General features: G+C 67.8%; 11 protein-coding genes and 1 pseudogene. 3 read left to right on the top strand and 9 right to left on the bottom strand.

The features are described 5' to 3' along the window. Nucleotides 1-138: 138 nt before the first annotated feature. From eda to zwf, 5 genes are all read right to left on the bottom strand, one after another. Nucleotides 139-786 (bottom strand): bifunctional 4-hydroxy-2-oxoglutarate aldolase/2-dehydro-3-deoxy-phosphogluconate aldolase, encoded by a 648-nt coding sequence (eda, locus tag EX88_RS0121890; RefSeq protein WP_031374110.1) that lies wholly within the window; start codon nt 784-786, stop codon nt 139-141. A 31-nt stretch (nt 787-817) separates the two neighbouring features. Beyond that, the gene (locus EX88_RS0121895; protein ID WP_031374111.1) at nt 818-1,498 is read right to left on the bottom strand and encodes an HAD family hydrolase; all 681 of its coding nucleotides are present in this window, start codon (nt 1,496-1,498) and stop codon (nt 818-820) included. Between the two features lie 40 nt (nt 1,499-1,538). Further along, nucleotides 1,539-3,359 (bottom strand): phosphogluconate dehydratase, encoded by a 1,821-nt coding sequence (gene edd / locus EX88_RS0121900; RefSeq protein WP_031374112.1) that lies wholly within the window; start codon nt 3,357-3,359, stop codon nt 1,539-1,541. A gap of 383 nt (nt 3,360-3,742) precedes the next feature. Continuing rightward, nucleotides 3,743-4,498 (bottom strand): 6-phosphogluconolactonase, encoded by a 756-nt coding sequence (gene pgl, locus EX88_RS0121905; protein WP_161786170.1) that lies wholly within the window; start codon nt 4,496-4,498, stop codon nt 3,743-3,745. Then, nucleotides 4,482-5,999 carry a glucose-6-phosphate dehydrogenase gene (zwf, locus tag EX88_RS0121910; RefSeq protein ID WP_051885423.1) on the bottom strand — a complete coding sequence of 506 codons (1,518 nt, stop codon included), beginning with the start codon at nt 5,997-5,999 and terminating at the stop codon, nt 4,482-4,484. Before zwf ends, pgl begins: the two co-directional genes overlap by 17 nt. Before the next feature lie 149 nt (nt 6,000-6,148). Between zwf and EX88_RS0121915 the strand changes: the two genes are divergently transcribed. Genes EX88_RS0121915 through nagA form a run of 3 tightly spaced genes read left to right on the top strand, consistent with a single transcriptional unit; the run spans nt 6,149 to nt 9,089 of the window. Then, nucleotides 6,149-6,901 (top strand): GntR family transcriptional regulator, encoded by a 753-nt coding sequence (locus tag EX88_RS0121915; protein ID WP_031374115.1) that lies wholly within the window; start codon nt 6,149-6,151, stop codon nt 6,899-6,901. A 35-nt stretch (nt 6,902-6,936) separates the two neighbouring features. Then, nucleotides 6,937-7,947 carry an SIS domain-containing protein gene (locus tag EX88_RS0121920; protein ID WP_031374116.1) on the top strand — a complete coding sequence of 337 codons (1,011 nt, stop codon included), beginning with the start codon at nt 6,937-6,939 and terminating at the stop codon, nt 7,945-7,947. Nucleotides 7,948-7,955: 8 nt separating this feature from the next. Further along, nucleotides 7,956-9,089 carry an N-acetylglucosamine-6-phosphate deacetylase gene (gene nagA / locus EX88_RS0121925; RefSeq protein ID WP_031374117.1) on the top strand — a complete coding sequence of 378 codons (1,134 nt, stop codon included), beginning with the start codon at nt 7,956-7,958 and terminating at the stop codon, nt 9,087-9,089. Between the two features lie 82 nt (nt 9,090-9,171). Here nagA and EX88_RS0121930 read toward each other — a convergent pair whose 3' ends face one another. The 4 genes and pseudogenes from EX88_RS0121930 to EX88_RS27245 all read right to left on the bottom strand — a co-directional run. Beyond that, nucleotides 9,172-10,062: a DMT family transporter gene (locus tag EX88_RS0121930; RefSeq protein WP_051885424.1), complete on the bottom strand. Its 891-nt coding sequence runs from the start codon at nt 10,060-10,062 to the stop codon at nt 9,172-9,174. Continuing rightward, nucleotides 10,059-10,670 (bottom strand): class I SAM-dependent methyltransferase, encoded by a 612-nt coding sequence (locus EX88_RS0121935; RefSeq protein WP_031374119.1) that lies wholly within the window; start codon nt 10,668-10,670, stop codon nt 10,059-10,061. Before EX88_RS0121935 ends, EX88_RS0121930 begins: the two co-directional genes overlap by 4 nt. Nucleotides 10,671-10,824: 154 nt before the next feature. Next, on the bottom strand, nt 10,825-11,073 hold the full coding sequence (locus tag EX88_RS0121940; RefSeq protein ID WP_031374120.1) for a hypothetical protein: 249 nt from the start codon (nt 11,071-11,073) through the stop codon (nt 10,825-10,827). 427 nt (nt 11,074-11,500) lie between these two features. Then, a pseudogene (locus EX88_RS27245) lies at nt 11,501-11,760 on the bottom strand (hypothetical protein); the annotation flags it as partial.

The following is an 11,760-nucleotide window of genomic DNA, read 5'->3' on the forward strand; positions in this document are numbered from 1 at the left end:
ATCGGAAAACGCCGCACGTCCTGTGCGGCGCCCTCCGGGTCTCCAGGTGTTCTCGCGAGTTCGGCACTACGCCAAGCTCTGTAGCAACGGCAACGGCAACGGCAACGGCAACGGCAACAAAACACTATCGCCGGGCGATCAGCCGCGTAATGCCACAGCCTCACGCGCCAGCGCCTCCACCTTGCCCCAATCGCCGGCCTTCACCGCCGCCGCGGGTGCCACCCACGAACCGCCTACACAGGGCACGTTCTTCAACGCCAGGTACTCGTGCGCATTGTGCACGCCGATGCCGCCGGTCGCGCAGAACCGCAGTTCCGGCAGCGGGCCGCCGATGGCTTTCAACGCCGTGGCGCCGCCGATCGATTCGGCCGGGAAGAACTTGAGCTGGGTGTAGCCGTGCTCGAACAAGGCCATCGCTTCCGATGCGGTCGCCACGCCCGGCAGCCACGGCAGGTCGATGCCGCGCGCCGCGGCGATCAGGCCCGGAGCGCTGCCCGGCGACACCGCAAAGGTCGCGCCGGCCTTGAGCGCATCGCTGAAGTCGGACGGCTTGCGCACGCTGCCGACACCAACCGCGGCGCCTTCGACTTCGGCGGCGATCGCGCGTACCGCGTCCAGCGCCACCGCGGTGCGCAGGGTCACTTCGATCGCCGGCAAACCACCGGCGACCAGCGCGCGCGCCAACGGCACGGCGTCCTTCAGGTCGTCGATCACCAACACCGGCACCACCGGCGCACGCGCCAACACGGCGGCGACGCGCGCTTGCAGATCCTGCATCGAACTCATTGCCTCACTCCTGTCGTTCGGCGCGTCGCGCTCAAGCGCGCGCAGCCACTTCGTCGATATGCCTGAGCAGGTCGGCCGGGTCTTCGTAAACACGGAAGGCGCCGGCGCGCTCGAGTTCTTCCTGGCCGTAGCCGCCCGAGAGCAAGCCCACGCCGAGCGAACGCGCGCGACGCGCGGCGAGCAGATCCCAGATGCTGTCGCCGACCACGATCGAATGTTCGATGTCGGCGCCGAGTTTGTCGGCGGCGGCCAGGAACAGATCGGGATCGGGCTTGGCGTGCTTGACCATGTCGCGGGTGATCACCGGGGTGATGTCGGGATCGACACCGAGTGCGACCAGATTATGGCGCGCGGTCTCCATGCGGCCGCTGGTGGCGATCGCCCAGGGAATCCGGTTCTCGGTCAGATAGGCGAGCAACTCGACCGCACCCGGCAGCGGACGGATCTGGGTCGCCTGCCGGCCATAGGCCTCGGCATGCAGACGGTGCAGACGCTCGATGCGTTCGGGGGTGATGTCGATGCCGGTCTCGCGCAGCAGGATGTTGGTGAACAAACCACCGCTCATGCCGATCTTGCGATGGATGCGCCACACCGACAGCGGAATGCCGTCGGCGTCGAGCGCCTGCTTCCAGGCGAGGACGTGCTGATAAACGCTGTCGACCAGGGTGCCGTCGAGATCGAACAAGAAGGTGGTGCGTGCGGGAGCGGGCATGAGGGTCCGAAGGTTGGGAATCAGGGATTCGGGTGGACGATCACAGCGGCAGCGCGCCGAACACACCGGCGCCCCGGTCGGCCGGTGCGGCGTAGTCGCGGAAGGCGGCGAACAGCTCGCGGCCGAGGCCGACGTGGTGCGAGGACAGGTCGACGACCGCGTTCTCGCGCTGGCTCCAATCGGCCGGCGCCAGCACGCTGAGGGTGCCGGCGACCGCGTCGACGCGCAGCACGTCGCCGTCGCGCAGCTTCGCCAGTGGGCCACCGCAAGCGGCTTCGGGGGTGACGTGGATCGCCGCAGGCACTTGGCCGGAAGCGCCCGACATGCGGCCGTCGGTGACCAGGGCGACACGATGGCCGCGCTTTTGCAGCACGCTCAGGGTCGGGGTGAGCTGGTGCAATTCCGGCATGCCGTTGGCGCGCGGGCCCTGGAAACGTACGACCACGATCACGTCGCGGTCGAGTTCGCCCTGCTCGAAGGCCTGCTTGACCTGATGCTGCTCGGTGAACACGCGGCACGGCGCTTCTACGGTCCAGCGGTCTTCCGGCACGGCCGAGACCTTGATCGCGGCGGTGCCGAGATTGCCGTCGAGCACGCGCAGGCCGCCGTCGACGCGGAACGGTTCGCTGACGGGACGCAACACCGCGGTGTCGGCGCTGGTCGGCGTCGACGGCACGTGCATGACGTGGCCGGCCTCGTCGAGGCGCGCCTCGATGCGGTAACGCGCCAGACCCGGGCCGGCGACGGTTTCGACGTCGCCGTGCAGCAGACCGTGGTCGAGCAGTTCGCCGATCAGATAGGCCAGGCCGCCAGCGGCGTGGAAGTGATTCACGTCGGCGCTGCCGTTCGGATAGACCCGCGCCAGCAGCGGGATCGCCGAAGACAATGCGTCGAAATCTTCCAGCCGCAGTTCGATGCCGGCCGCCGCGGCCATCGCGATCAAGTGCAGCAGATGATTGGTCGAGCCGCCGGTGGCGTGCAGGCCGATCACGCCGTTGACGATCGCGCGTTCGTCGACGATGCGGCCGATCGGCCGGTAGTCGTCGCCGAGCGCGGTGATCTGCGCGGCGCGCTGCGCGGCCTGCGCGGTCAGCGCATCGCGCAACGGCGTGTTGGGATGGACGAAGCTCGAACCCGGCAGGTGCAGGCCCATGAGTTCCATCAGCATCTGGTTGGAATTGGCGGTGCCGTAGAAGGTGCAGGTGCCCGGGCCGTGGTAGCTGCGCGCCTCGGCTTCGAGCAATTCCTCGCGCGAGGCGTCGCCGGTGGCGTAACGCTGGCGCACTCGCGATTTTTCGTCGTTCGGCAGGCCCGAGGTCATCGGCCCGGCCGGCACGAAGATGCCCGGCAGGTGACCGAAGTGCAAGGCGCCGATCAGCAGCCCGGGCACGATCTTGTCGCACACGCCCAGGTACAGGGCGGCGTCGAACATGTCGTGCGAGAGCGCGATCGCGGTCGACATGGCGATGACGTCGCGCGAGAACAGCGACAGCTCCATGCCTTCGCGGCCCTGGGTGACGCCGTCGCACATCGCCGGCACGCCGCCGGCGACCTGCGCGGTCGCACCGGCCTCGCGCGCAGCGGCCTTGAGCAGATCGGGAAACCGCTCCAACGGCTGATGGGCCGACAGCATGTCGTTGAACGAGGTGACGATGCCCAGGTTGGGCGCATGGCCCGAGCGCAGCGCGCTCTTGTCGCCGGGCGCGCAGGCGGCGAAACCGTGGGCGAGATTGCCGCAGGACAGACGTCGGCGTTGCGGGCCGCTGCTCAAGGCCGCATCGATGCGGGCGAGATAGGCATTGCGGCGCGCGCGGCTGCGTTCCTGGATGCGGTGCGTGACTTGCGCGACAACGGGATGCATTGGGGTATTCACGGGTACTCGATTCGTTCGGGGCGCCTGCGATGGCGCCGGCCAGTGCCCCCCTTCGAAAAAGGGGGGTTAGGGGGATTGGCTCTACCTACACCTTCCGGAGAAGCCGAGGCAAAAGCAAATCCCCCCGCGCCCGCCAAGGGGACGCAGCCCCCTTCGAGAAGGGGGCGACAGCAAAGGCCTGAGCTTGGGAGGGGAGGGAGCCTGGGCCTGGCTGTCTGCGGAGTCCAAGAGTGCTGCGGACTCCAAGTTTGGAGCGAGAGAGACGGAACGTGGGACGTAAATCGGGAATCGGGAATCGGGAATCGGGAATCGGGAATCGGGAATCGGGAATCGGGAAATCAAATGCCGGAAGCAAACGGCGCGCAACTGGATCAGGGGCTCCAGTACAAGGTCGGCACGACCGGCGCGCCGCTGAGCACCGAACGAATCGGCAACGTGCTGCGCGGATCGCGCTGGGCGCCGTCGAGCACTGCGCGTTTTTTCTCGCCTTCGATGTGCAGGTACAGGGCCGGCGCGGTGAAGATCGCGCTGAGAGTCAACGTCATGCGCGGTTCCGGCATCGCCGCGGTGCGGATCGACATCACCGGTGCGCGGCCGCGCGGCTGCAGGCCGATTTCGCGCAAGGCCGGATTGTCGTAACCCAGGTCGGGGAACAACGAGGCCACGTGGCCGTCGTCGCCCATGCCGAGCACGGCGACGTCGAGCGGCAGACCTTCGTTGGCGATCTTGGTCAGCACCGGCATCAGCGCCGCTTCCGGGGTTTCGGTCGGCCGGTACAGCGGCAACAGGCGCGCGACGGCGGCGTTGTGCTGCAACAGGAATTCGCGCAGCAGGCGCTCGTTCGAACGCGGATGCTCCGGCGGCAACCAGCGCTCGTCGATCGGCAGCACGGTCACCCGCGCCCAGTCCAGGGTCTGGGTCGACAAGGCCTGGAAGAAGCGCTTCGGCGTATTGCCGCCGGACAACGCGATGCAGGCTTCGCCGTGGCGCGCGAGAGCGCCGCGCAGATCCGCCGCGACCTGTTTCGCCAAGGCTTGTGCAAGCTGCTCGCCATCGTCGAACAGACGCTCGTGCAACGGCAGGGGCAAGGGTTCGATCACTTTCAGTCGCTCAGCCTGCATCTTCATGCCAGGTCCTCCCATCGCGTTCGATCAAGGCCACTGCGGCGCTCGGGCCCCAGCTGCCGGCGGTATACGGGCGCGGCGCGTCGGCGCTGGCGGCCCAGGCGGCGCGGATCGGGTCGATCCACTTCCAGGCCGCGTCGACTTCGTCGCGACGCATGAACAGCATCGGATTGCCGCGCACCACGTCCATCAGCAGACGCTCGTAGGCATCGGCCTGACGCCCGCCGAACGCCGCGGCGAAACTCATGTCCAGGGGCACGTGGCGCAGGCGCAGGCCGCCGGGGCCGGGCACCTTGTTCATCAGCCACAGCTTCACGCCTTCGTCGGGCTGCAGGCGCAGCACCAGCTTGTTCGGCGCCAGCCGGCTGGAGGGGTCTTGTTCGGTGAGGTCTTCGAAGATCGAGTGCGGCACCTGGCGGAAGGTCACCACGATCTCGGACGAACGCTCGGCCAGGCGCTTGCCGGTGCGCAGGTAGAACGGCACGCCAGCCCAGCGCCAGTTCTTCACTTCGGCCTTGATCGCGACGAAGGTTTCGGTGAGCGACTGCGCGCCGAGCTCCTGCGCATAGCCCGGCACCGCGCGGCCGTCGACCGCGCCGGCCTTGTACTGGCCGCGCACGGTGGATTGCGCGGCGTTGCCGTTCTCGATCGGGCGCAAGGCGCGCAGCACTTTCAGTTTCTCGTCGCGGATCGCGTCGGCGGCCAGCGACGACGGCGGCTCCATCGCGACCAGGCACAGCAGCTGCAGTAGATGGTTCTGGACCATGTCGCGCAGCGCGCCGGACTTGTCGTAGTACGGCGCGCGCGATTCCACGCCGACGGTTTCGGCGACGGTGATCTGCACGTGGTCGATGTGTTCGGCCTTCCACAGCGGCTCGAACAAGGCGTTGCCGAAGCGCAACGCGGTCAGGTTCTGCACCGTTTCCTTACCGAGGTAATGGTCGATGCGGAAAATCTGGGTTTCGGCGAACACGCGGCCGAGTGCGTCGTTGATCGCGTCGGCGCTGGCGCCGTCCTTGCCGAGCGGCTTCTCGACCACGACGCGGGTCTTGGGCCCGACCAGGCCGTGCGAGTGCAGCCGGTCGCCGACCACGCCGAACAGGTCCGGGCCGACCGCGAGGTAGAACACGCGGACGCGTTCTTCGTCGGGGAACTCGGCGGCGAACTCGGGCCAGGCGGCGTCGGAGCTGAGGTCGAGGCGACGGTAGTACAGCAGCGCCAGGAAGCCGTTGAGGGCGTCGCCGTCGCGCGCCTGATCGCCGGCGAAATTCTGCAGTGCCTCGCGGATCTTGCCGCGGTAGTCCTCGTCGCTGCGTTCATCGCGGGCGATCGCCACGATGCGGGTGCCGGCGACGATCTGGCCGTCGACATAGCGGTGGAACAAGGCGGGCAGAAGCTTGCGCAGGGCCAGGTCGCCGGTGCCGCCGAAAATCACCAGGTCGAACGGGGCCAGCGGCGCCAGATGCGGGGCGTGGGAGGGGGTCGGCACGGAGTAGACACTCATGGGCGGGCTCGGACAGGTCTCGTTAGGAACCATACCAGTAAAGATACCAGTAAGATACCACTTCGACAAATTATCCATTTTTCAATCATTTACGCAGGCGAATCAGACACTTGTTGCCGCCAGTGGTCTGCGACTGGTATCTTTTTGCCATGCAGCCCTACTTGGTCAGCGAGTTCCGCCGCCAGAGCGACGCCCGACGCGCGCCGGCTTATCAGCACCTGCGCCGGTCCTTGCAGCACGCGATCGAGAACGGCGAACTGACCGCCGGCCAGGCCCTGCCCGGCGAACGCGAGCTCGGCAAGCTGCTCGACCTGTCGCGGGTAACCGTGCGCAAGGCCATCGCCGGGTTGGTGGCCGATGGGCTGCTGGTGCAGCGCCAGGGTGCCGGCACCTTCGTCGCCGAGCGCATCGTCAAATCGTTCTCGCGCCTGACCAGCTTCACCGACGACCTGCGCGCGCGCGGGCTCGACCCGCGCTCGACCTTTCTCGAACGCGGCCTCGGCGAGGTCACCCCGGAAGAGGCGATGGCGCTGAACCTGTCGCCCGGTGCGGCGGTGATCCGCTATTACCGTTTGCGCACCGCCGACGGCGTGGCGCTTGCGCTCGAACGCACGGTGGTGCCGGCCTCGGTGATCGCCCATCCCGATTTCGTCGAGAACTCGCTCTACGAAGCCTTCGCCAAGCTCGGCATCCAACCGGCCCGCGCCCTGCAGCGCCTGCGCGCGATCGCCTTCGACGCCGAACAGGCGCGCTTGATGAATCTGCCCGAAGGCGCCCCCGGATTGTTCATCGAGCGCCGCACCTTCCTCGACGACGGCCGCGTCGTCGAGTTCACCCGATCCTTCTATCGCGGCGACGCTTACGACTTCGTCGCCGAACTGCAGAGCGAACCCACGCCGTGACCACAGACACCCTGCTCGACGCCACCAGTACGCGCATGTACGCCGAGGCGCAGGAAGCCGGCGATGCCGTCGCCCGCCAATTCGCCGCCAACGCCGACATCGTCGACGACCTAGCCGAACGCCTGCACAAACACCCGCCGCGCTTCATCGTCACCTGCGCGCGCGGCAGCTCCGATCACGCCGCCACCTACGGCAAGTACTTGTTCGAGACCCAACTCGGCCTGGTCACCGCCTCGGCTTCGCCTTCGGTCGGTTCGGTGTATGCGATCCAACCCAAGCTCGACGGCGCCCTGTTCGTGACCGTGTCGCAATCGGGCAAGAGCCCGGACCTGGTGCGCAACGCCGAGATCGCCAAGGCCGCCGGCGCCCATGTCGTCGCCCTGGTAAACGTTACCGACTCGCCGCTGGCGCAGATCGCCGACACCGTGCTCGGCCTGCACGCCGGCCCGGAAACCAGCGTCGCGGCGACCAAGAGTTATCTGTGCTCGCTGGCCGCGCTGCTGCAGCTGACCGCGCGCTGGAGCAACGACGCCGCCCTGTTCAACGCCGTGCACGCCCTGCCCGATGCGCTGGGCGAGGCCTGGCGCCAGGATTGGTCGCCGCTGGTCGACGGCCTGGTCGATGCGCACAACCTGTTCGTGGTAGGCCGCGGCCTCGGCCTCGGCGCGGCCCAGGAAGCTGCGCTCAAGTTCAAGGAAACCTGCGGCCTGCACGCCGAGGCCTTCAGCAGCGCGGAAGTGCGGCACGGCCCGATGGCGATCGTCGGCCCCGGCTTCCCGGTGCTCGCCTTCGCCCAGGACGACGGCACCGGCGACGGCACCGTTGCAGTCGCCCGCGAGTTCCGCTCGCGCGGCGCGCCGGTGTGGCTGGCCGCGCCGGGCGTACCCGGCGGCGACGTGCTGCCGACCGCGCGCTCGGTGCATCCGGCCCTGACCCCGTTGCTGACCGTGGCGAGCTTCTACAAGGCGGTCAACGCCTTGTCGGTGGCGCGCGGGCACAACCCGGACCTGCCGCCGCATCTCAACAAAGTCACCGAAACGGTCTGAGGCCCAACATGTCCGCCACCGCGTTCGTCAACGGCCGCGTGCTCAGCGAGCGCGGTTTCGAGTCCGACCTCAGCGTCATCGTCGAGGAAGGCCACATCGTCGCGGTGGTGCCCGGCCCGGCGCCGAGCGGGGCGCAAACGGTGGACCTGCACGGCCAGTACCTGGTGCCGGGCTTCATCGACACCCAAGTCAACGGCGGCGGCGACGTCCTGCTCAACGACACGCCCACGATCGACGGCATCCGCCGCATCGCCGAGGCCCATCGCCAGTACGGCACCACCGGCCTGCTGCCGACGCTGATCAGCGACGACGTCGAGGTGATGGTCGCGGCGATCGACGCCGTGCGCGAGGCGATCCAGCAGGGCGTGCCAGGCATCCTCGGCATCCATCTGGAAGGCCCCTACCTCGCCGCGGCGCGCAAGGGCGTGCACAACCCGGACAAATTCCACACCCCGGACGAGGCCGAACTCGACCGGATCGCCTCGCTCGGCGTCGGCAAGACCATGCTCACGCTCGCGCCCGAGCGCTTCGCCAACGCCACCTTGCAGGCGTTGGCCGCTCGCGGCGTGCTGGTCTGCGCCGGCCACACCGCCGCCGACTACGAACGCCTGCGCGATGCTTTCGCCCACGGCGTGCGCGGCGTGACCCATCTGTTCAACGCGATGACCCCGCTCGGCAGCCGCGAACCCGGCGGCGTCGGCGCCTGCATCGAAGACCCGCACAGTTGGTGCGGCGTGATCGTCGACGGCGAACACGTCCACGACGCCTCGCTGCGCATCGCCATCGCCGCCAAGCCGCGCGGCAAGATCATGCTGGTGACCGACGCGATGCCGCCGGTCGGCGGCGCGCAGGAAGATTTCGTCCTCTACGGCGAAACCATGACCTGCCGCGACGGCAAGTGCACCACCGCCGCCGGCACCCTCGCCGGCTCGGCGCTGGACATGGCCAGCGCGGTGCGCAACACCGTGCAGCGCCTGGGCCTGCCGCTCGTCGAAGCCTGCCGCATGGCCTCGACTTATCCTGCCGAATTCCTCGGCCTGGGCCACGAGCTGGGACGCATCGCCCCGGGATATCGCGCCGATTTGGTCGTGTTGGACGACGGCTTGCGAGTGACGGGCAGTTGGATCGGCGGGTTGGCGTAATCCCTGCGCGCCGGCGTCGCTGGCACCGAACGCGGGCCGCAGCGCCGCGGTCTGTCGGCCATGCATTCGACAACGCCGCTCTTCAATCGCGTTGCTCGATCGGATCGGCGCGCGATGGCTCGGCGAGCGGGCTGCGCGTCGTCGCCAGGAACGAGCCCAGCAGCACCAGCACGAAGCCTGCGCACATGCCGTAAGTGAGCGGCTCGTGCAGCAAGGTCACGCCCAACAGCAAGGCCACCAGCGGATTGACGTAGGTGATGACGGTGGCCCGCGCCGGCCCCGCTTCGGCGATCAGTGCGAAGAACAGCAGGAACGCCAGCGCGGTGCAGACCACGCCCAGTATCGCCACGGCCCCGGCCGCCTCCACCGTGATCTGCGACGGCCATGCGCTGAGCACGAAGGGCACGTAGGCCGTCGCCGCCAGCGCCAGCGAAGCGGCGATGACGCCTAACGGCGGCACATCGGACAAGTAGCGGCTGATGATGATCGGGCCGAGCGCATAACCGAGCGCGGTCGCCAAGGCGGCGGCCATCGCCCAACCGTTGGACACGTCGATGTCCAGGCCGACCAAGGCACCCACGCCGGCCAAGCCGACGCAAAGGCCCAACAGTCGGCGGCCGTCCAGCTTCTCGTGTCCGCTCAGGGCCATCAGGCCGGCGGTCATCACCGGCACCGTAGCGATCAACAAACCAGCGGTGGAACTGTTGATGCGGGTCTCGGCATAGCCCAGCAACCACCACGGGATGCTGATCTCGACCACGGTGAATGCGAGCAACGGCCGCCAGTGAGACAACAGCGGCCGCAGCGCGCCACGTGCCGCCGCGATCGGCAGCAACAGCATCGCGCCGATCAGCGTGCGCCCGAACGCGACCGACACCGGCGAGATGTCGGCGACGGCGACCCGGATCAGCAGATAGGGCACGCCCCAGATCACGCCCAAGGCGAGGAACAGCCACCAGGCGCGCCGGTTCATCGCGTCCTCCGGGCGAGCACGTTGCGCCAGGGGGCTTCCCTGCCGTCGAAGCGCGACGCCCAGTCGACCTCGAAACCCGCAGCTCGCAGACGTTCGTCCAGCCCCGCATCCGACCACAGCACCACTCGGTAATCGCCCGAGTCCCCGTGCTCCCAGAACTCGCCCTCGCCGAGCGGGTACGACAGCAGCAAGACTCCCTCCGGGGCCAGGGCCTGGGCCAGCTTGCGCAACACGCCGTCCACGTCGCCACGTTCGAAATGCTGCAGCACGCACAACATCAGGATGCCCGCATAGCGGCCTTCGATCTCGTCGACGAGCAGATCGAACACCGCCGCCCGCCGACCGCGTTGGGCCTGTAATTCGCAGAAGGCCCGGGTCACGTCGGTGCGATGGACCGGCACGGCGAGGGTCTCGAGGAAATCCGCATCCCAACCGGGGCCCGACCCGATCTCGAGCACGCCATCGCCGGACGGCAGCGCATCGGCGAGCCGCCGCAGCGCCTCGGCCCCGGCGACCGACGGTTGCGGCGATACCGAGGCCGCATAGTCGCGCGCGCATTTTTCGTACGCGGCGACGGTACGGCGGTTGTTGGACTGCGACGATGTCATCGGAATGTCCTCTTGCAGGGTGCACTGTCGTCGACACGCCATATAAGCATAGGAGCGGGCGCGATTGATGCGGTCGCTACGGAAAGCCGGATTCGGCGCAAGACCGAAGCGGCGCGATCGCGGCTCGCGCCGCTCCTACCCTGAGCACGGAGAATCAGCCGTTACCCGAAGGCTCGTGCAATGCCAACTCCGACTCCAATACATCCGCCAGCCATCCGCTGCGGCCATCATCGGCGATGCATTCCACTACATAGGCTTGCCTCTGACCCGGCTGTACCGCGTGGACCAGTACGATAGCCCCGATGTCGCCAACCGCCGGCGGACGCTGATGTTCGCTGCCTTCGGACCAACGCTCGGAAGGTATGGGGAGAATCAGACGGACGAGGTCGTATTCCTTCAGCATCGTTCACTCACGTTCGTTGGAAAACCATGCGACGGTGTGTTTCGGCGGCGGCCGGACGATGACCGAGCCGTGCATTAGATCCACCGGCACGCCAGTGGCACCGGTGTAAGTCTCTTGCGGCGGACACAGGCTTACGTCGGCTTGCCGGCCGGGCCGCACCGACATAAGCCCATGTGGGGTCAAGGGAGTACCGTCCGCCAAGCATGCCACGGATGGACCATATACCCGAGCTGCAGGCCGCCCTACGAGATAGTCAATCGCGCGTGGCAACAATAGCGATAACCGGTTTGCGCGATGACGGCATTACCTGAAGCGGCTGGACGGAACACGCGCGTCGAACTCCGTCGGCGACTGCGCAATTGCATCAGCCTGGCGCCAGCAGAGCGACGCGCGCTCGAAAGGCAGATCAAGAACCGTGGATTGATCGTCATCGACAACATCGCCCCGATCGAATCGAGAGCCTGCGCCACATTCTTGAAGCCTTAGGCGCGGATGTAGAAATACGGCTCGAAACCTGAAACATCTGACCGAGTTTCAGGCTGGTTTCCGAACTCGCAAAGGGCGGGCACGGCTCGGTCGCCCTATGCGCGGCCGCGAGGACTTGCAAGAGCAACGCAAGTCGCGACAGGAGGCCGTTGCCGTTGCCGTTGCCGTTGCCGTTGCCGTTGCCGAGATTTTGATCTGCTT

The organism is Lysobacter antibioticus (assembly GCF_000731095.1).
Lineage (GTDB): Bacteria > Pseudomonadota > Gammaproteobacteria > Xanthomonadales > Xanthomonadaceae > Lysobacter > Lysobacter antibioticus_B.

Excerpts from the sequence above, each read along its gene's own strand:
- eda (WP_031374110.1), bottom strand. The coding sequence starts at position 786 with ATGAGTTCGATGCAGGATCTGCAAGCGCGCGTCGCCGCCGTGTTGGCG.
- EX88_RS0121895 (WP_031374111.1), bottom strand. The coding sequence starts at position 1,498 with ATGCCCGCTCCCGCACGCACCACCTTCTTGTTCGATCTCGACGGCACC.
- edd (WP_031374112.1), bottom strand. The coding sequence starts at position 3,359 with ATGCATCCCGTTGTCGCGCAAGTCACGCACCGCATCCAGGAACGCAGC.
- pgl (WP_161786170.1), bottom strand. The coding sequence starts at position 4,498 with ATGAAGATGCAGGCTGAGCGACTGAAAGTGATCGAACCCTTGCCCCTG.
- zwf (WP_051885423.1), bottom strand. The coding sequence starts at position 5,999 with ATGAGTGTCTACTCCGTGCCGACCCCCTCCCACGCCCCGCATCTGGCG.
- EX88_RS0121915 (WP_031374115.1), top strand. The coding sequence starts at position 6,149 with ATGCAGCCCTACTTGGTCAGCGAGTTCCGCCGCCAGAGCGACGCCCGA.
- EX88_RS0121920 (WP_031374116.1), top strand. The coding sequence starts at position 6,937 with ATGTACGCCGAGGCGCAGGAAGCCGGCGATGCCGTCGCCCGCCAATTC.
- nagA (WP_031374117.1), top strand. The coding sequence starts at position 7,956 with ATGTCCGCCACCGCGTTCGTCAACGGCCGCGTGCTCAGCGAGCGCGGT.
- EX88_RS0121930 (WP_051885424.1), bottom strand. The coding sequence starts at position 10,062 with ATGAACCGGCGCGCCTGGTGGCTGTTCCTCGCCTTGGGCGTGATCTGG.
- EX88_RS0121935 (WP_031374119.1), bottom strand. The coding sequence starts at position 10,670 with ATGACATCGTCGCAGTCCAACAACCGCCGTACCGTCGCCGCGTACGAA.
- EX88_RS0121940 (WP_031374120.1), bottom strand. The coding sequence starts at position 11,073 with ATGCTGAAGGAATACGACCTCGTCCGTCTGATTCTCCCCATACCTTCC.